Here is a 22,007-nt window from a genome sequence, read left to right as displayed (position 1 = left end):
GGCGCAATATCCATAGGAAAAACGTATATTTATTTTAATGCGGGGGGTAAAAGAAGCTGAGTCGGAGGAGTCTTTAGGATAAACGGCGGAAGCGCGCCGCCGACGGAAGGAGGTCCCCGCTTGCGCGAGGACGAGGACGACGAACAAGTACGCCATGCGCCTGAAAGCGAGCATGGCGCATGAAAACGACGTCAGGAAAACTTCGCGTTTAGCTCGGCGAGCGCCTCATCAATAATGCCCAGCGCCAGCGTCGCCTCATCCTCGGTCACGATACAGGGCGGCACCACGTGCAGGCGGTTTTCGGCGACGAACCCCAGCAGCCCCTTCTCCAGCAGGCGGGTTTTAAATTCGCCCATGGCGGAAGCCGGCAACGGCGTTTTAGCGATCGGATCGGATACCAGCTCCAATGCATGGAACAGGCCGATACCGCGCACCTCGCCGACGATGGCGTATTTCTCCCCCAGCGCCCGCAGGCCGGCGGCCAGAACCCCGTCGCCGATCCGCGCGGCGTTTTCGACGATGTTTTCTTCCTCCATGGCGTCCAGCGTCGCCACAATGGCGGCCATCGCCAGGGGATGCCCGGAATAGGTCAGCCCGCCGGGGAACAGGCGCGTATCAAAGAAATGAGCGATGGGATCGGCGATCAGCACGCCGCCCGCCGGCACATAGCCGGAGTTCACCCCCTTGGCGAAGGTGATCAAATCCGGCTCGACGCCGTAATGCTCAAAGGTAAACCAGGCACCCGTACGGCCGAAACCGGCCATCACCTCATCCAGGATCAGCATAATGCCGAACTCGTCGGCCAGCGCCCGTACGCCGGGTAAATAACCGGCGGGCGGAACCAGTATTCCCGCCGTGCCCGGAATGGTTTCCAGCAGAATGGCGGCAATGGTGTTGGGGCCCTCGCTCTCGATGATGCGCCGCAGATGATGCAGCGCCGCGTCGCACTCCTGCTGCGCCGTTTGCGCCAGAAACTCGCTGCGATAGAGATAGGGCGTGAAAAAATGGATATGGCCGCGGGAATACTCATTGGGCAGACGCCGCCAGTCGCCGGTGGCGCCAATCGCGCTGCCGGTATTGCCGTGATACGAACGGTAGCCGGAGAGAATTTTCTCTTTTCCGGTAAACAGGCGCGCCATGCGGATGGCGTTTTCATTGGCATCCGCCCCGGCGTTGGTGAAAAACACCTTGCTGAATTTATCCGGCGCGCGGGCGACGATACGTCTGGCCGCCTCGCCGCGGGCCAGATTGGCCGTGGACGGGGCGATGGTCGTCAACGAATCGGCCTGGGCCTTGATCGCCGCAATCACCTTCGGATGCTGATGGCCGATATTGGTGTTCACCAACTGGCTGCTGAAATCCAGATAGGTATTGCCGTCATAATCCCACAGCCGGCATCCCTCTCCGCCGGCAATCACCAGCGGGTTCAGCGCGCCCTGCGCCGACCAGGAGTGAAAAACATACTCTCTGTCCAACCGGCGGACTTCATCATTAGACAACGCGACTTCATTTTTCAGGGTCATCTTCTCATCCTCATGGTTACGCGGGCATCGGCTGGCGCCGGCCGCGTTGCATTCATTTCATCTCGTCGAAACCAGACTAGGGACAAAAACGGCGACGGGGATAGAGCCAGATAGCGAATAACCCTGAGCCAGTTTGTCCCACAGATTCCGTGCAACTGGCCCTGTGAGAGAGGTTTTCCACTCCGTAAAGTGAAAATGGACGGGCATCACACCGGCCCGCGCCGTAGGCAAAACCGTTTTATCCAACTTTAGAGGGACGTTTTCAATGCAGAATATTGTGTTTATCACCGGGGCGACATCCGGATTCGGTCACGCGGCGGCGCACCATTTTGCCGCCAAGGGGTGGTCGCTGATCCTTACCGGACGGCGGGAAGCGCGATTGAAAGCACTGTCGGACGAACTGTCGGGCCTGGTTCCGGTTTACTATTCCACGCTGGACGTGCGGGATGCGCAGGCGGTCAAACGGCTGGTCGATGCGCTGCCGGCCGACTTCAAGGCGGTAAAAACGCTGGTTAACAACGCCGGCCTGGCGCTGGCGCCTTACCCGGCGCAAAAGGTGCCGCTGGAGGACTGGCACACCATGATCGACACCAACGTCACCGGGCTGGTGAATGTCACCCATGCGCTATTGCCGACGCTGATCGCCACCGGCAAAGGGGCCAGCATCATCAATATCGGCTCCATCGCCGGGCAGTGGCCGTATCCCGGCAGCCACGTCTACGGCGCCTCAAAGGCGTTCGTCAAACAGTTCAGCTATAACCTGCGCTGCGACCTGCAAGGCACCGGCGTAAGGGTCACCGATCTGGCTCCCGGCATCGCGGAAACCGAATTTACGCTGGTGCGAACCAAGGGCGACCAGGCGGCGTCAGACCAGCTGTACCGGGGTACCACCCCGCTTAGCGCGCAGGATATCGCCGAACAGATCTATACGGTCGCCACCCTGCCCGACCATATGAACATCAACCGCATCGAAATCATGCCGGTGCGCCAGGCGTGGTCCCCCTTCGCCATCGACCGCGACTGACCGCGCGGCGCTGAGACTCTCCCCGCTCCCGCACTGCCATATCGCCCATGGCAGTGTTTCCCTTTCCGCTATCTTTATCCCGATACGCCATTCAGGTATGCAATTTGCTTGTCTCTGCGGTATGGGTTGTTGAACGGGGGAGCGGGAAATGATTGATCACTGTCTGTATATCGATTTCGTACCGACCAGAAGCCTGCAGGAACAGCTGCGGGAAACGCTGGTCGCCTCGATTCTCGCCGGGGTGTTTCCCATCGACGAGCCCTTGCCTTCCTGCCGTAAGCTATCGTGTCAGTTGAATATTTCCCGCAATACGGTGGCGCTGGTCTACGAAAGCCTGCTTAACGACGGCTACCTGATCAGCCGCCCGCGCAGCGGCTATTACCTGCATCCGGACTATCACCAGACCGACGCCCTGCCGGATGCCGCCCATGACGGCGCCCGGTCGGACGCCGCGCCGCAAGCACCGGAATGGAGCAAACGGTTCAATCACTGCCCCAGCAACTATCTGGCGATCCTGAAACCCGGCCAGTGGATGGATTATCCCTATCCCTTTATCTACGGCCAGCCGAATACGCAGCTGTTCCCGCTGGAGCAGTGGCGGGAGACGACGCGCAAAGTGATGGGAAGCCGTCACGACCAAGGCTGGCTGTACGATAATATCGACCAGGACGTCACGCTGCTGGTTGAACAGGTGCGTAAGCGTATCCTGCCGAAACGGGGCATCATCGCCCGCGGCGACGAAATCCTTATCACCATGGGCTCGCAGAACGCGCTCTATCTGCTCGCCCGGCTGCTGCTGAATAAAAACACCCGCATCGGGGTGGAAAATCCGGTGTTCCGCGAAGCCATTAATACCTTTTCGCTCCAGGACGCGCCGATTATTCCGCACGCGCTGGACAGCGAAGGGATACGGCTAACCGAGGCGTCCCGCGGCTGCGACTATTTTTATGTTACCCCCAGCCATCAGGCGCCGACCGGGATCAGCATGAGCAATGCCCGTAAAACGCGGCTGCTGGAACACGCCCGTGAACACGACCAGATCATTATTGAAGATGATTACGACTCGGAAAGCAGTTTCGATCCCCACCCCGGCGCCGCCCTGAAAGCCGGCGACATCCACAACCGGGTAATTTACGTCAGCAGCCTGTCGAAGTCGCTGTCGCCGGGGCTGCGCCTGGGCTATGTGGTGGCGCCCGCCGAACTGATTGACGAGCTGCGCGCGCTGCGCAGGCTGGTCTACCGCCATCCCCCCACCAGCATCCAGCATCAGATGGCCCATTTTCTGGCGCAGGGCTATTACGAAACCTATCTGCACCGCTACCGCGCGGACTCCGCCAGACGCTGGAATATTCTCAACGATGCGCTGAACGCCTACCTGCCCGAATGCTCGCGCATTCCCGGCAGCGCCCCCGCCAACGCCTTCTGGATACGCACCCCGGAGGCGATCGATACGCAGCAGCTGGCGTGGCGCGCCGCCCACGCCGGGGTACTGATCGAACCGGGTCAGGCCCATTTTCTCGACAGCCGTCCGCCGGAAAACTATTTCCGCCTGGGATTCCACGCCATCCAAACCGAACGGATTGAACCCGGCGTCGCCCGGCTGGCCGAGGCGTTCCACCTTACCCGCTCGGCCCATCGCCGCTAGCGTTAACTGCCGGTTGTCACAAAATCAACGGCGTCTACCAGCACATCCGCCGCGGGTATTAAACTCCCGCAGTTGGTCGGGTTACCCGTAATCCCTTACTACTACGCGGTATTCCATTTTCTGTGACAAAGCGATTCATCGCCTTGATGGCTTCCTGGTTCTCTTCAAGCCAGCGGGCCTGTTCCAGCTCCCTCACTTTCGCAGCCAGGGCTTCGCCGGCGATCAATGGAAGAGGCGTGGGACAGCGATAACCCATTAACTGGAGTGCGCGGGCTGAACGCCCTGCTCGTCCTGATCGACCGCGAAGCAGGCCACCTGCTGTTCGCCGTAGGTTTTCAACTGCGGCTGAAGCTGGGTACAGGTGCTGAAGCAGCGCCGGCAGCGGGCGTTGAACGCGCAGCCCGGCGGCGGATTCAGCGGACTGGGCAACTCGCCGACCAGCTTGATGCGCTCGCGGCGTAAATCCGGGTTCAGCCGGGGCGTCGCCGACAGCAGCGCCTGGGTATAGGGGTGGCGCGGATTATTGAAAATGGCCTCTTTGCTGCCTTTTTCCACGCAGCGCCCCAGGTACATCACCATCACTTCGTCGGCGATATGCTCGACCACCGACAGATCGTGGGAGATAAAGACGTAAGACAGCCCCATATCCTGCTGCAAATCCATCATCAGATTCAGCACCTGCGCCCGCACGGAGACATCCAGCGCCGAGACCGGTTCGTCGGCGATCACCACGTCCGGGTCGAGCATCAGGCCGCGGGCGATGGCGATGCGCTGCCGCTGCCCGCCGGAAAACATATGCGGATAGCGGTCGTAATGCTCGGTTTTCAACCCCACCTTCGCCATCATCGCCAGCGCTTTTTCACGGCGCTCGGCTTTTGACAACGAGGTGTTGATCAGCAGCGGCTCTTCCAGGATCTGACCGACTTTTTTACGCGGGTTGAGCGATCCGTAAGGATTCTGAAAGACGATCTGGATCTTCTGGCGGCGCAGCTTTTCCGCCGTCTGATCCGGCTTAAGCAGATCCTGCCCCTGATAGTAAAGTTCGCCGCCGGAAGGGATTTCGATCATCGTCAGCAGGCGGCCCAGCGTCGACTTGCCGCAGCCGGACTCCCCGACCACCGCCAGCGTTTTCCCCCGTTCCAGAGTGAAGGAGACGCCGTCCAGCGCCTTGACCATTCTCTCCGGCGCGAAGAAGCCTTTTTTCACCGGATAATGTTTCTTCAAATCGATCGCATCCAGCAAATGCGGCGGCGATGTAAGGTTATTCGGGTTCATACGCTTGGCCTCCCCGCATCATCCAGCGGCGTGTGACATTTCACCTGACGTCCGGGTATCGCGCGCAGTTCGGGCTCTTCCCGACGGCAGCGATCGTTGGCGTAGGGGCAGCGCGGGTTCAGCAGACAGCCGTCGGGGCGGTCATATTTCCCCGGCACCACGCCCGGCAGCGACGCCAGGCGCGCTTTATCGCTCGCAAACTCCGGCAGGGCGCGCAGCAGCGCCTGGGTGTAGGGATGGCGCGGCGCGCGAAAAATATCCGTCGCCTTGCCCGTCTCCACCACCTGCCCGGCATACATCACGATGATCTGCTGCGCCGCTTCCGCCACCAGCGCCAGGTCGTGGGTGATCAGGATCAGCGCCATATTCTCGCGCTGCTGCAGCTCCAGCAGCAGTTCGATAATCTGCGCCTGAATGGTGACGTCCAGCGCCGTGGTCGGTTCGTCCGCAATCAGCAGCTTGGGCCGACAGGCGATGGCCATGGCGATCATCACCCGCTGGCTCATCCCGCCGGAAAGCTGATGGGGATACACATCCAGCCGGGACTGCGGGTCGGGAATACCCACCAGCGTCAGCAGATCCACCGCGCGCTGGCGGCGGGTTCTGCGGTTGCCGCCCTGATGCACCTTGATGGCTTCCATAATCTGGAATCCCACGGTGTAACAGGGGTTCAGGCTGGTCATCGGGTCCTGAAAAATCATCGCCACTTCCGCCCCGACCAGCTGACGCCGCTCTTTCTCGGCGATGCGCGTTAAATCACGCTGGTCGAACTCCAGCTTGTCGGCCATCACTTTGCCGGGATAATCGATCAAGCCCATAATCGCCAGCGAGCTGACCGACTTGCCGGAGCCGGACTCGCCGACGATGCCCACCACCTGCCCTTGTTCCACCTGATAGCTGATGCGGTCGACCGCGCGAAACGGCACGTCCTCATCGCCAAAGTGAACCGACAGTTTCTCTATATTGAGTAAAGCCATCTCTCTACCTCTGCTACTGCTTGAGTTTGGGGTCGAGAGCGTCACGCAGGCCGTCCCCCATCAGGTTAAATGCCAATACCGTCAGTAAAATCGCCAGGCCGGGGAAGGTCACCACCCACCAGGCGCTCTGCGCGAACTGCAACACGTCGGAAAGCATGGTGCCCCACTCGGGCGTCGGCGGCTGCGCGCCCATACCGAGGAAACCCAGAGCAGCCATATCGAGAATGGCGTTGGAAAAGCCAAGCGATGCCTGCACGATCAACGGCGCCAGGCAGTTTGGCAAAATATTGACGAACATCTGACGCGCCGCGCCGGCGCCCGCCACGCTTGAAGCCGTCACATAATCACGGTTCACCTCGACCAGCACCGCGGCGCGGGTCAGGCGGACGTAGTGCGGCAGGGCGACAAAGGTCAGCGCCAGCGAGGCGTTGACAATCGACGGCCCGAAGACCGCCACCAGCACCAGCGCCAACAGCAGGCTGGGCAGCGCCAGCATGATATCGACGACACGCATGATGACGGCGTCGATCACGCCGCCGAAATACCCCGCCAGCAGGCCGAAAATCACCCCCAGAATCAGCGACAGCACCACCACCAGACAGCCCACCAGCAGCGACAGGCGGGCGCCGTACATCAGGCGGGACAACACGTCGCGGCCGACGTCGTCGGTGCCCAGAATAAACTTCCAGCTTCCGCCCTCCTGCCACACCGGCGGATTAAGCAATGCATCGCGAAACTGCTCGGATGGCGCATGCGGCGCCAGTACATTCGCGCCAACGGCGATAATCAGCATCAGCACCACATAGGCCATGCCGATCACCGCCCCTTTGTTGCGTTTAAAATAGTGCCAGAACTCCTGGATTGGGGTCATCGGCCTGGGCGCGCCATTGACCACGACCGGTTCAGTAACCTGTGTCATCTCAGCCTCCCCCCTATTTCCTATGACGGATGCGCGGATTCACCACGCCGTAAAGTACATCCACCAGCAGGTTGACCAGAATAATCATGGTGGCCACCAGCAGCACGCCCCCCTGCACCACCGGATAATCACGGCGCTGCAGGGCATCGATCAGCCAGCGCCCCAGCCCCGGCCAGGAGAAGATGGTTTCCGTCAGGATGGCGCCGGCCAGCATGGTGCCGACCTGCAGCCCGATAACCGTCACCACCGGCAGCATGGCGTTACGCAACGCGTGCACCACGATCACCCGCAGGCGGCTCAGCCCTTTGGCGCGGGCGGTGCGGATATAATCCTCGCCCAGCACTTCCAGCATGGCGGAACGCGTCATACGCACGATCACCGCCAGCGGAATGGTGCCCAGCACCACGGCGGGCAGGATCATATGCTGCACCGCATCGGCGAAGTCGCCCGGCTCGCCCCAGAAAAGGGTATCGATCAGCATAAACCCGGTAAGGGGCATGCTTTCATCCAGAAAAACCGTATCGCCGATACGTCCCGACACCGGCGTCAGGTTGAGGTGGACCGAAACCAGCATGATCAGCATCATGCCCCACCAGAAAATGGGCATGGAATAACCGGTCAATGCCAGCCCGACGGAGGCGTGATCGAAGATTGAACCGCGTTTCACCGCCGCCAGCACGCCGACGGGGATCCCCACGCTGACGGCAAAAATCATCGCGCAGACGCCCAATTCCAGCGTCGCCTTAAAGCGCGGGACGAACTCCTCCCACACCGGAATGCGGCTCTTGAGGGACGTTCCCAGATCGCCGTGCAATACGCCGGTAATATAATTCACGTACTGTTGCCACAGCGGCTTATCCAGCCCCAATTCGGACATTAATTGCGCGTGGCGCTCGGCGGAAATTCCGCGCTCCCCGGCCATAATCATCACCGGGTCGCCCGGGATCATATGCACAAAAGCAAAAGTCAGTAGGGTGATACCGATAAACGTTGGGATAACCAGCCCCAAACGCCGGAGTATGAACTGCAACATATCCCGAACTCTCTATAAGTGCCCGACGGCTCATCGGCTACCGGGCTTATTTATGCTCACATCTGCAATTTGACGGGCACAAAGCCTTGCCTGCGCACATCGTCGACGACGCGGCGCAGGCAAGGCCCGGAGATTGCCCATAAAATGACGGGTTGAGAATTAATCCAGCGACACGTTGTTGAAACTGTGTACGCCGCGCGGCTCGATCACGTAGCCCTTCACATTTTTACGGATCGGCTCATACACGGTGGAGTGCGCCACGATCAGCGCCGGAGCCTGATCGTGCATCACCACCTGCGACTGCTTGTACAGTTCGATGCGTTTTGCATGATCGGATACCGAACGCGCCGGCTGGATCAGATCTTCAAACGGTTTGTAACACCATTTGGAGTAGTTGGAGCCTCTTTCCGCCGCGTCGCAGCTGAACAAGGTGGCGAAGAAGTTATCCGGATCGCCGTTGTCGCCGGTCCAGCCCATCAGCACCGTCTGGTGCTCGCCGTCTTTGGCGCGCTTCAGGTACTCGCCCCACTCATAGGTGACGATCTTGGCCTGCACGCCGATTTTCGCCCAGTCGGACTGGATCATTTCCGCCATACGACGGGCGTTCGGGTTATACGGCCGCTGTACCGGCATCGCCCACAGATCGATGGTGAAACCGTCCGCCACGCCCGCTTCTTTCAGCAGCGCCTTGGCTTTTTCCGGATCGTAGCTGTAGTCCTGAATATCGTCGTTATAGCCCCACATGGTCGGCGGGATCAGATTTTTCGCCGCCTGCCCCGCGCCCTGGTAGACCGCCTCGATAATGGCGGACTTGTTTACCGCATAGGTCAGCGCCTGACGGACCTTCACCTCATCCAGCGGTTTTTTCTGCACGTTGAACGCCAGATACCCGACGTTAAGCCCCGGTTTTTCCAGCAGCGTGATGTTTTTATCCTGCTTCATGCGCGCCAGATCGGCCGGATTTGGGTAGGCCATAATCTGGCATTCATTTTTTTGCAGTTTGGCGTAACGCACGGAAGCGTCCGGCGTGATGGAGAACACCAGGCGGTCAACGCCCGGTTTTTTGCCCCAGAATCCAGGGAAGGCGGTATACAGAATGCGCGAATCTTTCTGGTATTGCTGCAACTTAAACGGCCCGGTGCCGATGGGATTCAGGTCGATTTTTTCCGGCGTGCCGGCTTTTAACAGCTTATCGCCGTATTCCGCCGACTGAATGGAGGCGAAATCCATCGCCAGGTCGGCCAGGAAAGGCGCTTCCGGACGGGTCAGCGTGAAGCGGACGGTGTAATCATCCACTTTTTCAACCTTGTCGATCAGATCCGGCATTCCCATGCCCTGATAGTACTCATAGCCGCCGCCGGACACTTTATGATAGGGGTGGTTCGCATCCTGCTGACGCAGGAAGGAAAACAGCACGTCGTCGGCATTGAAATCGCGGGACGGTTTAAAGTCTTTATTATCCTGCCACTTCACCCCTTTGCGCAGGTGAAAGGTATAGGTTTTACCATCTTCGCTGATGTCCCACTTCTCGGCCAGACCCGGTTCAATATCGGTGGTGCCGCTTTTGAATTCGATCAGGCGGTTGTAGATAGGAATAGAGCTGGCGTCGAACGTGGTGCCGGCGGTAAACAGCTGCGGGTTAAACCCTTCCGGCGAGCCTTCTGAACAATAGACGAGGGTTTTAGCCTGTAACCCGGCGGCGACAGACATGGCCAGCAAGCCAAGCCCAAGCTTCAAAACCCTTGATTTAGCCAAGGAATTTCTCATTATTTGTGCTCCATTATGGATGATGATGTTGTGCGTACATACGGCCGGACCGGTATTTTTAAATGTTATGGCCCGTACCTCTTGCCCGAAGGCACCAATTAAAATGACGGAGGAAGACCCCGGAACAGGGTGCAGGAGAACCCACGGCATCCGGTAAAGGCGTGGAATGTTTCAGGCATCTGCTGTTTTCTTCCCTATGGCATCCTAAATCTGTCAACAGATCACAGTGACGTCAATACAAGCTGTAGGGATTTACAAACGCGGAGGGAACGATTGGGCAAATTAAAATATAACATTTATGAAATAATAAGGAATTATATTTCATATAATATCTAGAAATCAGTGATATAAACCATAAATATATCTTAGAAAAGAAATTATCACCATTAAAAAAACTATAATAAATCGCTATGACTTGGCCAATATATAAGCACTATTTTTGGCTAAAAACCTTAACAGCAGGTGAAAACTCTGCCAATAAATGGGCGGCAGGATAAAATTTACCCGTTCCCAATAGACTATCTACGCTTCATAAAAAAACTTTATCGCTCGCCTGCGCCGCAGGGTTCAACCTATGCCGGCCAACACGTTCCCGCCGTTTCCCGGCGGCCGGGTCAGCAGAGTCAGATTTAGTTGTTAATATGAATAATTTCAATGAGGAAGCATCCCTGTTCATTATTTGCGCCCTGATTCGAGAATAATTTAGATTTTTATCGATAAAAATACTTTCATTAATGTCCATATCGCATATTTACTTATTTTTATAATGTGCTATTTTTATTTCATGCTTATCGTCAGACCTGTCTTCACTCCTCGAAATCCTCCTTCAACACCGCTCATAGCATTATTTAATTACAAAAAAATGATATAAGTTATTTAAAAAGGAGTTGCTGATAAGTTCACAAATCATGAAATAACATATTATTTTTAACATTCCCTCATGCTAGATTACCAACAATAAAAATACGCGTTAAATAACCTCTACCATTTTTAGTTTTTTGTTACGTATTGATAGAAAACAAAAAAATGGATTTTTTTACTTTCTGAAAATAAACACAGGTCTTTCCTGTACCGTACTGTTCTAGCAGGGTGAATACAATGAAAAAAACTGAAGCTGATATTCTAAGCGAGAAAGATCTTGCTATAGAAACATCGACATCTCTGTCGTTTATAGATGCTATTTTCAAAAAGAAAATCGGATCCGTTCCTATCCCTCTTTTTATTGCCATCGCGGCGATTGTTTTTATTGCCGCCTATGCGGGGTACCTACCGAGAAACATGATCGGCGGTTTCGCCGTCATTATGAGCATGGGATTCCTGCTGGCGCATATCGGGCATAAAATCCCGGTTTTTAAAGATATCGGCGGCCCGGCCATTCTCTGTCTGATGGTGCCTTCCATTCTGGTGTATTTTCATCTATTCAATGACAACACCATGAAAACCGTTCACCTGCTGATGAAAGAGGCCAATTTCCTCTATTTCGTCATCGCCTGTCTGGTGGTCGGCAGCATCCTGGGCATGAACCGGAAAATCCTGATTCAGGGCATGATCCGGATGTTCGTTCCGCTGGTGGTGGGTACGGCGACGGCTCTGGGAACCGGCCTGCTGGTCGGCAAACTCTGCGGCTACAGCTTCTACCATACCTTCTTTTTCATCATCGTTCCGATTATCGGCGGCGGCATCGGCGAAGGCATCCTGCCGTTGTCGCTGGCCTACTCCGCCATTTTAGGGGAAACGCCGGACGTCTACGTCGCGCAGCTGGCGCCGGCCGCCGTCGTCGGCAACATCTTCGCCATTTTCTGCGCCGGCATCCTGTCTCGTCTCGGCCTGCGTCGCAAGGACCTGAACGGCGAGGGCCGTCTGGTTCGCAGCGATGAAGACAATGCGATATTCGCCGTAACCGAAACGCCTAAACCGGTTGATTTCCACCTGATGGGCGGCGGCTTGCTGATGATCTGCGCATTTTTCATCGTCGGCGGTCTGTTTGAAAAACTGGTGCATATCCCAGGGCCGGTGCTGATGATTCTGATCGCCGTATTCTGCAAATACAGCCGCGTGATTCCCGCCACGATGGAAACGGGCGCGCACAGCGTTTACAAATTCGTCTCCAGTTCGCTGGTATGGCCGCTGATGATTGGCCTGGGCATGCTGTATATCCCGCTGGAAAGCGTGGTGTCGGTCTTTTCCATCGGCTATGTCATCGTTTGTGGTTCCGTGGTGCTTTCCATGGCGCTGGTGAGCTTTTTTATCGCGCCTTATCTGAATATGTATCCGATAGAAGCGTCCATCGTCACCACTTGTCATAGCGGGCTGGGCGGAACCGGCGACGTCGCCATTCTTTCCGCCTCCAACCGTATGTCGCTGATGCCTTTCGCCCAGATCGCCACCCGTATCGGCGGCGCGTCAACCGTGATCGGCGCCACGCTGCTGCTGAACTGGATCATCTAATTTAACCGCCAATCTCCTGTAGTCGGGCCGGTCAGCTTTGCTGACCGGCCTGTTTATTTTCCGCCGAAACCGTGACCATCCCCCCCTGTTTCTGGTTATATATAGCCATAGCGGCGGAAAAGGTAAGCTGATGAAGACAGCGGGCCTTTTTCCCGGTAAAGACTATTGCAATCCGATGGGAGATAGACGCTATGTATCAATATGCCCTGGTGGGCGATGTTGGCGGAACAAACGCGCGCCTGGCGCTCTGCGCCCTGGAAAGCGGCGAAATATCGGGCAACAGACATTATGCCGTGGCGGATCACGACAGCCTGGAAACGGTTATCCGGCTTTTTCTGGCCGAACACCCCGCGCTGAACGTCAAACAAGGCTGTATCGCCATTGCCTGCCCCGTCGCCGGCGACTGGGTGGCGATGACCAACCATCACTGGGCCTTTTCCATCATAGAACAGACCCGCAGCCTGAATTTTGACCGTCTGGACATTATCAATGACTTCACCGCCGTCAGTATGGCCATCCCGGCGCTCAAGGCGAACGATGTGATCCAGTTCGGCGGCAAGCTGGCCATAGCGGATAAACCGGTTGCGATTTACGGCGCGGGCACCGGGCTGGGGGTGGCCCATCTCCTGCCGGCGGACGGTAAATGGATTAGCCTGCCCGGCGAAGGCGGGCACGTGGACTTCGCCCCCAACAGCGAAGAAGAGTCATTAATTCTGCCGATACTGCGCGCTGAATTCGGTCATGTGTCGGCGGAACGCGTTCTGTCCGGCTCCGGCCTCGTCAATCTGTACCGGGCTGTCGTCCTCGCCGACGGCGGAACGCCGCAAGCGCTGACGCCAAAGGACGTGTCGGAAAAGGCGCTGGAAAACAGCTGCGCGGACTGTCGCCGCGCGTTGTCGCTGTTCTGCGCGCTGCTCGGGCGTTTTGGCGGCAATCTGGCGTTAACGCTGGGGACGTTTGGCGGCGTCTATATCGCCGGCGGGATTGTTCCGCGCTTCCTGGATTTCTTCCTCGAATCCGGCTTTCGCGCCGCCTTTGAGGATAAGGGCCGCTTTAAAGGCTATCTGGCCGATATTCCGGTTTTCCTGATCACCCATCCGCACCCCGGTCTGCTGGGCGCCGGAGCCTGGCTGCGGCAGGCAAGCGGCTACAAGTTGTAAACGCGGCGGCAGGGTCGGGAAACGACCCTCGCCCGATTCGTTATTCGCAGTACTGCCGCAGCGCATCCTGTTTTTCCGGCAGCAGCCGGTAAAGATATACCGGCCGGCCGGTAGAACCATAGAGAATGTTAGTGGCAAGAATGCCGGTATCCGCAAGGTAGATCAGGTATTTACGGCATGACACCCGGGAGATGCCAATGGCGTTGGCCAGCATTTCCGTGGAGAACTCCGCGCCCTGGTTTCCCTCAATCCACTCGCACACGGTGCGCAGCGTTAAACTGGTCAGCCCTTTGGGCAGTTTTTTGCGCTCGCCGGCGGGGCTGCTGCTGGTGCGGCGGATCAGGTTATCAATATCGGACTGCGCGACAAAATCACGGTGTTTCAGTAAATTCGCCTCTTCGCGATAAGCCGTCAACGCCTGCTCAAAACGCGAGAACTGGAAAGGCTTAATCAGGTAATCCACCACGCCGTAGTGCAGCGCTTTCTTGATGGTGTACACGTCGCTGGCGGAGGAAATAATGATCACATCCGTCTTTTCACTGAACTCACGGATGGTGGGCAACAAATCCAGCCCGTTGTCCTGCTGCATATAGATATCCAGCAACACCAGATCGATTTCCGAATCCGGCTGCATCAGCAGGTTTCTCGCCTGCTGTAAGGTGGGCACCGTTGCATAACATCTGAACCCGGATACCTGATTCAGATAAGATTTGTTTAATTCTGCAACCATGGCATCGTCATCAACAATCAGTACATTAATCATGGTCAAACAACCTTGCTTGATAAGGAATGTTAACGAAAAACTGGGTATATACCTCAGGTTCCGACTCAAAATCGATGTTTCCGCCGATCTTCTCCAAACTCTGTTTGGTCAGATACAGGCCAATGCCACGGCCGCTGCCTTTGGTGGAAAAACCCTGCTCATAAATACGTTCCTGGTCCGCCAGCGCGATGCCCGGACCGTCATCGCCCACCGTACAGTGCAAACGCCCGTCCTGATGGTGAAAACTCACGCTGATTTCACAATTTTCCTGCCCGTCTATGGCGTCCATCGCATTTTCAATCAGGTTGCCCAATACGGTAATCAATTCATTGGTGGCATCAACGTCGTCCGTGTCCGGCAGCAGGCTCTCTTCGCTGATTGACAGCGTAATGCCGAGATCGCGCGCGCGGTTGATTTTACCCAGCAAAAAACCGGCGATCACCGGCGATTTCACTTTACGGATAATCGAGCCGATTTCCGCCTGATAGTTATTGGCGGTTTTTAAAATATAATCTTCCAGTTGGGAATAATACTTTAAGTGCAGCATTCCCAGTATGACATGCAGCTTGTTCATAAACTCATGCGACTGCGCCCGCAGGGCGTCCGCATAATATGACATCCCGGTCAAACGCTGCAGCAACTGGCTGATTTCGGTTTTATCGCGAAAGGTGGCGATGGCGCCGATCATATCGCCCTTAACGAATACCGGGATGGTGTTGGTCAGCAACAGATGTCCGTTAACGTTAATTTCTTCATCGCGCCAGGGAGCGCCGTTTTTCAGCACCTGTTTCAGGTGCAGATGTTCCAGCCACTGTTCGCTGATGCTTTCGGCCGCTTTACCGCCGCCCGGCAGGCCCTGTCGAAAGAGTCGTTTGGCCTCGTCATTGATTACCGTGATGCGCGCATGCTGATCAACCGCGATAACCCCTTCCTTGATTTGTTTTAACATCGCATTGCGCTGCTCAAACAGATTGGAGATCTCAAACGGCTCAAAACCCAGCATGATTCGTTTGAGTATTTTCACTAAAATCAAGGTGCCCAACCAGCCAACCAGCGCCCCCGCCAGAATAGCCCAGGGGATCATCCAGCGGTTCTCGTTAATGACGTTTTGCACGCTGGTCAGCGCGATGCCCAACGCCACCACGCCGACCTGCCGGTTGCCGTCAAAAACCGGGGCAAAAACCCGCAGCGCCGGATCGAGCGTACCGCGGTTAATGGCGGTGTTTTCCATCCCCAGCAGGGCGGGATAAATATCGCGGCCCGAAAAATATTCGCCAATGCGTTCCGGTTCCGGATGAGTATGGCGAATGGTATCCATATCGGTGACGGTCACGAAAAGCAGCTGATTACGCAAACGGATAATTTCCGCCGTCTTCTGCACGACATCCGGTTTTCCAATCCCTTTCAGCTCGTCGATGACCATGGGCGAGGCGGCGAAAGTGCGGGCGATGGCGAATGCCTTTTCCCGCAGGTTATCCTCCGATAACTGATTAATGCGAAAAAACAGTAAGGCGTACACCACCAGCAGCACGGCGCCAAGCACCGCCGAAACCATCAGAAACACCGACGTTCCCAACTTCAGCGGTGTTTTTTTCTTACTCATGTCGCTCTCCGGAATAACCATCATGACACCGTTATCTTATACTGTTTCATCGCTTTTCGCGTGTTGGGATAAACACAAAGCGCTCTCCACCACCGGGTGACGGAGAGCGCCGTATCAGGACGATGTTAAAGATAAGGGACGTTCCGGCCTTACCAGAAACCGAGTAGTTTCCACCACATGCCGCCCACGCCCAGCCAGATCGGTATCACCACCAGACCGACCAGGAAACCGATCTTCCACCAGGTGCTCAACGGCATATAACCGCAGCCGAAAAGAATCGGCGCCGGGCCGCTGGAGTAATGGGTGGTGGACATAAACAGGTTACTGAAGAAACCGAACACCAGCACCGTCAGCATCGGAGGCGCGCCCGCCGCCAGGGCAATCGACACGAAAATCGCATACATCGCGCTGATATGGGCAATCGCGCTCGCCATCAGATAGTGGCTATAGTAGTAAACCAGCAGCAGCAGACCGAGCATCGGCAACCAATGCATACCGCTCACGGCGTCGCCCGCCAGCCCGCCAAGCCAGGCGATCAGGCCCATCTTGTTCAACTGACCCGCCAGCGTCATCAGCACGGCGAACCAGACCACGGTATGCCAGGCTTCTTTTTCACTGACCACGTCGTCCCAGCTCAGCGCCCGGCTCAGCAGCAGCACGCTCAGGCCAGCCAGCGCCGTCAGCGTCGCGTCGATATTCAGCGTCGACCCCAGCACCCAGAACGTCACCAGCCCCAGGAATACCCCCAGGACGATCCATTCATTGCGGCTCATCGCCCCCATTTCACGCAGACGCTCCACCGCGATGGCGCGCATTTCCGACGTTTTCTTCAGTTCCGGCGGATAGAAGCGGTAAATCAGATAGGGGATCAACGCCAGAGAGAGGAAACCGGGCAGCAGCGTTGCCAGCGCCCAGTCGGTCCAACTGATATGAATACCGAACTGGGAAGCCAGTTTAGCCACCATCGGGTTACCGGCCATGGAGGTCATAAACATGGCGGAAGTCACGGCGTTGCACTGGAAAATGGACTGCACCAGAAAGGCGCCGATGCGCCGCTGCGTGCCCTTTTCCGGCGTAGAGTCATAGGCTTCGGAAATAGAGCGGAACAGCGGAGTAATAATCCCGCCGCAGCGCGCCGACGTTGAAGGCATGGCCGGAGCGAACAGCAGGTCGGTGAACACCAGCCCGTAAGCCAGCCCCAGCGAGCTGTTGCCCAGCTTGCTGATAAACAGCAAACCGATACGCCGGCCAAAACCGGTTTTAATAAAGCCGCGGGAAATAAAGAAGGCGCAGGCGATCATCCAGATAGTCGGATCGCTGAAACCGGTCAGCACTTCTTTAATCGATAATAACCCCAGAATGGCGACCGACGTCAGGCTGAACATCGCCATCGCGCCCAAAGGGTAAGGGGAAAGGATCAGGCCGACCACCGTGGCAATAAAAATCGCCATCAGGTGCCAGGCATCGGGTTTAACGCCGGCAGGAACCGGGAGCATCCACAGCCCGCCGGCAATACAAATTATAATCAGAAGCTTTAACAACCTGCTATTATTCGCAGACATAACTACACCACTCTTTATTAAAACGGAATTCGTTAAGTTACAACGGATGTCCCGAGCGGAGGAGTTGGCGTTTCGTTATTCTTCCTTCATCACCCTGCAGGTTAATACGGCATTAACTAGCGCAACAGGAAACATCAGCAGAAAAAAAGGCGAGAAAAAGGGGTCAGGGAGCTTGCTCGCCCTATAAAATCAAGTAACTAATGGAAATATAGTATTATAACACCCTGTGAAATCAGGATTACTTTAGTTACCAAAGTGGTTTATTAAGTTAATTATCAAGCTATTAATTTCATTGAGAAATCATTCAATATTAAAACCAATATCACACAACAATTAAAGAACATAAAATTAACCTGGTCAATTTTCGGTAAAAAAAATATAAAACCTTAGTGTTTGCAAGGATAAAAAATTACCCACGCCGACAATAATGAATATATTTTTATGTCAATTTACCTTGCTATTCATCGCCATAAAAAAACGCCGGGAGCGTTTTTCAACGTCGCTTGCGACGGCCTGAAAGGTGGCGGGCAGGACGCCCGCCATAAAAAATAGCCGGGGGAGAGGTGAAGTCTCTCCCCCGGCTATATTTCCCGTCGCAACGCAACCCTCGCCCGACCGCGCGTTGGTCACATCGCCCAAAACAGCACCGCCAGCAGCTGCGGCGATATAATGCGCAGAAACATCGCCAACGGATACACCGTGGCATAAGACAACGCCGCCGCGCCGCTGGTGGGATGCAGCCCATTGGCGAACGCCAGCGCCGGAGGATCCGTCATTGACCCGGACAGCATGCCGCACAGGGTGAGATAATTCATTTTGCCGACGGTGCGCGCCAGCACCCCGACAATCAACAACGGAACAATGGTGATTAACACGCCGTAACCGATCCACCATACGCCGTCGCCGTGCAACAGCGTGGTCATAAAATCGCCGCCCGACTTCAGCCCGACAACCGACAGAAACAGCACAATACCCAGCTCTCGCAAGGCGAGGTTGGCGCTGGGGGGCATAAACCAATAGAGTTTACCGATACCGCCGATACGCCCCAGAATCAGGGCGATCACCAGCGGTCCGCCGGCCAGCCCCAGCCGCAGGGCTACCGGAAAACCGGGGATAAACAGCGGGATGGACCCCAGCACTACCCCGAGGCCGATGCCGATAAACACCGGCAGCATTTGTACCTGCTGGAGCTTCTGTTGCGCATTCCCCACAATATCGGCGACCGCGTCAATCGCCGTTTTCCGCCCGACCAGATTGAGAATATCGCCGAATTGCAGGCTGGCATTGTTGCCGGCGATCAGTTCGACGCCGGCGCGGTTAAGGCGGGAAATCACCACATCGTAATTTTGCTTCAGATTCAGTTCGCGGATCTTGCGCCCCAGCACCTTCTCATTGGTCACCACCACCCGCTCTACGTGTAACTCGGTGCCGCGGGTCGACAGCGAGGTATCCACTTCATTACCGATCACCAGCCGCGCCTGTTGCAGATCGCTTTTCGCGCCGACCAGATGCAAATAGTCTCCCAACTGAATAATGGTCGCCGGGGAAGGCACCATCAGTTCATCGCCGCGCTTCAGACGGGAGCATACCACGGTATCGCGGTTCAGAATCGGCACATCCTGAATCGCCAGCCCTTGCAGGTTGGCGTTGGCGACCGACACGTTCATGGTATGCAGCTGTTCATGATGCGTGCCGTTGCTGTTCTCAAACTGTTTCGCCTCTGCATCGATCGCCACGCGGAACAACACGCGCATCAGCCACATCACCAGCAAAATGCCGCAGATGCCCAGCGGATACGCCATGGCGTAGCCCATTCCCATCTGATTGACCAGCGTGGCGCCGGAGCCGAGATCGGTCAGGATTTGCTGGGCGGCGCCCAGCGAGGGCGTGTTGGTGACGGCGCCGGAAAAAATCCCCAGAATAATCGGCAAGGGAACGTCGAAAGCCTTATGGATGATAACGGTCACCACGCAGCCGAGGATTACCGTCAGAATCGCGAAGCCGTTGAGGCGCAGACCGGAAACCCGCAGCGAAGAGAAAAAACCGGGCCCGACCTGAATGCCGATGGTATAAACAAACAGAATTAACCCAAATTCCTGAATAAAATGCAGCATGTCGCTATTCAGCTCGAACTGATAGCGTTGGGCGAAGTGCCCGACGATGATCCCGCCAAACAAGACCCCGCCGATCCCTAACCCTACGCCGTAAATCCGCCAGTTGCCGATCCATAATCCCAGAACCGCCACCAGCGCCAGCATACTAACGGTTAGCGCGATATCACTCATACCCGGTATCCTTGTACGGACGTATCTTTTTGAGAAAAAAGTAAAAACAGGCTATTCGGTTGTACATAAGCGCTTACTGTTATTGATTCTGGCAGAACGGCAGGGCAGGAAACGTGGCGGGCAGCACAAAAAACTTCTAGGATGCGGGCAAACCTTTGTGGTCCACCCCAAGGGGGGGTTTAACTCCTCCCCCGGCGAAGGGGGAGGCTGGGAGGGGGGGAGGGGGGGCGTTCAAACGGCAATTACGACTTATCGTCAGCGGACGGCTGGGTTTCAGCGGACGGCTGGTTTAACGCCGGGCGGCTACTATCGCCAATGGCAATCCGCTGCGGCTGCAACGCTTCCGGCACTTCGCGCACCAGATCGATATGCAGCAACCCGTGTTCAAACTGCGCCGCAGAGACGTGCAGATGCTCCGCCAGCGTAAAGCTCAGGGAAAACGGCTTGAACACCAGCCCCTGATGCAGATATTCCACTTTTCTTTCCGACGGCGTCGGGGTGCCTTTCACCGTGAGGCGCGGGCCTTCCACTTCAATATCCAGTTCGCTTTGCTGGAAACCCGCCAGCGCCAGCGTGATGCGATAGTGATTATCGTCTTTTTTCTCGATGTTATAGGGAGGAAACTCGATAGGTTCCTGGCCCCCCTGCATCGAACTGGCTAATTTGTCGAAACCGATCCACTGACGCAGTAGTGGTGATAAATCATAGTTACGCATACTGTTTACTCCTTCTGTGAAGCGAGACAATCTCTCCCGGCGGCGGCAACGCCTCCGGGTTCGTCCCCATGCGGCGGACGAGGTGTGATAGGTTAATCCGGCTCTTGCATTACTCGGGTAATGAATCACCGCGGACGCTGATAGCGGTTATTTAATTTCGATGCGGCGCGGCTTCATGGTTTCCGGCACGATGCGCTCCAGGTCGATATACAACAAACCGTTTTCCAGATTGGCGCCTTTAATCTGAATATGTTCGGCCAACTGGAACTTGCGCTCAAAATTACGCTCGGCGATACCCTGATATAAATAGTTGCGGGCAGCCGGCTCGCCGACATGCGCCCCTTTTACGATCAACAGGTTGTCGTGCGCGGTAATATCCAGTTCCTGTTCGGAGAAACCGGCGACGGCGATGGCGATACGGTATTGGTTCTCGTCCACCAGCTCGACGTTATACGGGGGATAGCCGCCGTTGCTTTGGCTCTGGCCGGTTTCCAGCAGATTGAACAGGCGATCAAAACCGATAGCGGAGCGATAAAGGGGTGAAAAGTCAGGGTTACGCATAAAACAGCCTCCTAAGGATTCAGCGAGGTATTCACATCAACCTTCCCGCAGGACAGGTCCACGGCCCGGATCGATACCCTTACGGCATATCTTTTTCCCCAGGCTTATCATCAATATGGTAGCGCCGCGCAGACTTTCAATAGGCCGGAAAGAAAAATTAGCGCTTTTCATGCAAAATTCACCGATGAAACGCGTGTTATCACATACACTTAAATTGTGCGATATAAAGCATACCGCAGCGTAAACAACGGAATTGCGCTTATCTGGCGCCATGAGATATAAAATGGGTCAAGGTGCGTTCTCCCTAATGGACGGAAATATGACCATACTGAAAAGCGCTTTATTTTCTTTCATCATCACCGGCATCGGGGTGATGGTCATCAGTGGTTGTTCCAGCGTGATGACGCACACCGGAGCCGATCAGGGCTATTATCCCGGCACGCGCGCCAGTATGGATATGTTGCGTGACGACGACACCAGTTGGGCAATGATGCCGCTGGTGGTCATCGATCTGCCCTTCTCCGCCGTGGCGGATACCCTGTTATTGCCCTATGACTACTACCGGGCCGGCCGGGATAAAAACGCCGTCTCAACGCACGATCGCATCTCACACAGCGAACAGCAGAACCACACCGTCACTTCGCAGAGCGCCACCGCGCCCCACAATCAGCTTTAAGCCTATTCTCCCCTCTTGGCGGCGGACCAATCCTCCGCCCGAATAGTCGCCCCAACGGCGGCTGGCGGCC

General features: G+C 56.2%; 18 protein-coding genes. 5 read left to right on the top strand and 13 right to left on the bottom strand.

Annotation, left to right across the window (positions count from 1 at the left end; genetic code table 11):
* Positions 1–191: 191 nt before the first annotated feature.
* Positions 192–1,523, bottom strand: coding sequence for an aspartate aminotransferase family protein (locus DDT56_RS01090; RefSeq protein ID WP_136164665.1), 1,332 nt, complete (start codon positions 1,521–1,523; stop codon positions 192–194).
* A gap of 265 nt (positions 1,524–1,788) precedes the next feature.
* Here DDT56_RS01090 and DDT56_RS01085 point away from each other — a divergent pair, with 265 nt between their 5' ends.
* Together DDT56_RS01085 and pdxR are read left to right on the top strand one after the other, a co-directional pair.
* Positions 1,789–2,547: an SDR family NAD(P)-dependent oxidoreductase gene (locus DDT56_RS01085; protein ID WP_136164664.1), complete on the top strand. Its 759-nt coding sequence runs from the start codon at positions 1,789–1,791 to the stop codon at positions 2,545–2,547.
* A gap of 148 nt (positions 2,548–2,695) precedes the next feature.
* Complete coding sequence (pdxR, locus tag DDT56_RS01080) at positions 2,696–4,192, top strand: MocR-like pyridoxine biosynthesis transcription factor PdxR (protein WP_136164663.1); 1,497 nt, start codon at positions 2,696–2,698, stop codon at positions 4,190–4,192.
* 58 nt (positions 4,193–4,250) lie between these two features.
* Here the strand turns inward: pdxR and DDT56_RS01075 are convergent, their stop codons facing one another.
* The 6 genes from DDT56_RS01075 to dppA all read right to left on the bottom strand — a co-directional run bounded on the left by DDT56_RS01075 (position 4,251) and on the right by dppA (position 10,163).
* Entirely contained in the window at positions 4,251–4,448 is a 198-nt protein-coding gene (locus DDT56_RS01075; protein ID WP_136164662.1) for a type II toxin-antitoxin system CcdA family antitoxin, read from the bottom strand.
* Positions 4,448–5,467, bottom strand: coding sequence for a dipeptide ABC transporter ATP-binding subunit DppF (gene dppF, locus DDT56_RS01070; protein WP_136164661.1), 1,020 nt, complete (start codon positions 5,465–5,467; stop codon positions 4,448–4,450). Before dppF ends, DDT56_RS01075 begins: the two co-directional genes overlap by 1 nt.
* The gene (gene dppD / locus DDT56_RS01065; protein WP_136164660.1) at positions 5,464–6,444 is read right to left on the bottom strand and encodes a dipeptide ABC transporter ATP-binding protein; all 981 of its coding nucleotides are present in this window, start codon (positions 6,442–6,444) and stop codon (positions 5,464–5,466) included. The genes dppF and dppD overlap by 4 nt, the downstream gene beginning before the upstream one ends.
* Positions 6,445–6,457: 13 nt before the next feature.
* Positions 6,458–7,363 carry a dipeptide ABC transporter permease DppC gene (gene dppC, locus DDT56_RS01060; RefSeq protein WP_136164659.1) on the bottom strand — a complete coding sequence of 302 codons (906 nt, stop codon included), beginning with the start codon at positions 7,361–7,363 and terminating at the stop codon, positions 6,458–6,460.
* A 13-nt stretch (positions 7,364–7,376) separates the two neighbouring features.
* Positions 7,377–8,396, bottom strand: coding sequence for a dipeptide ABC transporter permease DppB (dppB, locus tag DDT56_RS01055; protein WP_136164658.1), 1,020 nt, complete (start codon positions 8,394–8,396; stop codon positions 7,377–7,379).
* 159 nt (positions 8,397–8,555) lie between these two features.
* Positions 8,556–10,163, bottom strand: a complete 1,608-nt coding sequence (dppA, locus tag DDT56_RS01050) for a dipeptide ABC transporter periplasmic-binding protein DppA (RefSeq protein ID WP_136164657.1) — start codon at positions 10,161–10,163, stop codon at positions 8,556–8,558.
* Positions 10,164–11,261: 1,098 nt separating this feature from the next.
* Here dppA and DDT56_RS01045 point away from each other — a divergent pair.
* Together DDT56_RS01045 and glk are read left to right on the top strand one after the other, a co-directional pair.
* The gene (locus DDT56_RS01045) at positions 11,262–12,611 is read left to right on the top strand and encodes a 2-hydroxycarboxylate transporter family protein (protein WP_136164656.1); all 1,350 of its coding nucleotides are present in this window, start codon (positions 11,262–11,264) and stop codon (positions 12,609–12,611) included.
* Positions 12,612–12,802: 191 nt separating this feature from the next.
* Positions 12,803–13,771, top strand: a complete 969-nt coding sequence (gene glk, locus DDT56_RS01040) for a glucokinase (protein ID WP_136164655.1) — start codon at positions 12,803–12,805, stop codon at positions 13,769–13,771.
* Between the two features lie 40 nt (positions 13,772–13,811).
* On the opposite strand, the gene dcuR is transcribed toward glk, so the two are convergent.
* From dcuR to ibpA, 6 genes are all read right to left on the bottom strand, one after another.
* Positions 13,812–14,534 (bottom strand): two-component system response regulator DcuR, encoded by a 723-nt coding sequence (dcuR, locus tag DDT56_RS01035; RefSeq protein ID WP_136164654.1) that lies wholly within the window; start codon positions 14,532–14,534, stop codon positions 13,812–13,814.
* Positions 14,527–16,137, bottom strand: coding sequence for a sensor histidine kinase (locus DDT56_RS01030; protein ID WP_136164653.1), 1,611 nt, complete (start codon positions 16,135–16,137; stop codon positions 14,527–14,529). The genes dcuR and DDT56_RS01030 overlap by 8 nt, the downstream gene beginning before the upstream one ends.
* Before the next feature lie 149 nt (positions 16,138–16,286).
* Positions 16,287–17,699 carry an anion permease gene (locus tag DDT56_RS01025; protein ID WP_136164652.1) on the bottom strand — a complete coding sequence of 471 codons (1,413 nt, stop codon included), beginning with the start codon at positions 17,697–17,699 and terminating at the stop codon, positions 16,287–16,289.
* A gap of 626 nt (positions 17,700–18,325) precedes the next feature.
* Positions 18,326–19,984 (bottom strand): putative transporter, encoded by a 1,659-nt coding sequence (locus DDT56_RS01020; protein WP_136164651.1) that lies wholly within the window; start codon positions 19,982–19,984, stop codon positions 18,326–18,328.
* Between the two features lie 242 nt (positions 19,985–20,226).
* Entirely contained in the window at positions 20,227–20,700 is a 474-nt protein-coding gene (gene ibpB / locus DDT56_RS01015; protein ID WP_136164650.1) for a small heat shock chaperone IbpB, read from the bottom strand.
* 147 nt (positions 20,701–20,847) lie between these two features.
* Entirely contained in the window at positions 20,848–21,261 is a 414-nt protein-coding gene (gene ibpA, locus DDT56_RS01010; protein ID WP_136164649.1) for a small heat shock chaperone IbpA, read from the bottom strand.
* Positions 21,262–21,580: 319 nt separating this feature from the next.
* Here ibpA and DDT56_RS01005 point away from each other — a divergent pair, with 319 nt between their 5' ends.
* On the top strand, positions 21,581–21,937 hold the full coding sequence (locus tag DDT56_RS01005; protein ID WP_136164648.1) for a YceK/YidQ family lipoprotein: 357 nt from the start codon (positions 21,581–21,583) through the stop codon (positions 21,935–21,937).
* Positions 21,938–22,007: the final 70 nt, after the last annotated feature.

This window comes from Brenneria corticis (genome assembly GCF_003115855.1).
Lineage (GTDB): Bacteria > Pseudomonadota > Gammaproteobacteria > Enterobacterales > Enterobacteriaceae > Brenneria > Brenneria corticis.
Note: the sequence above shows the minus strand (reverse complement) of the source record. Positions and strands in the feature narration are given on the sequence as shown.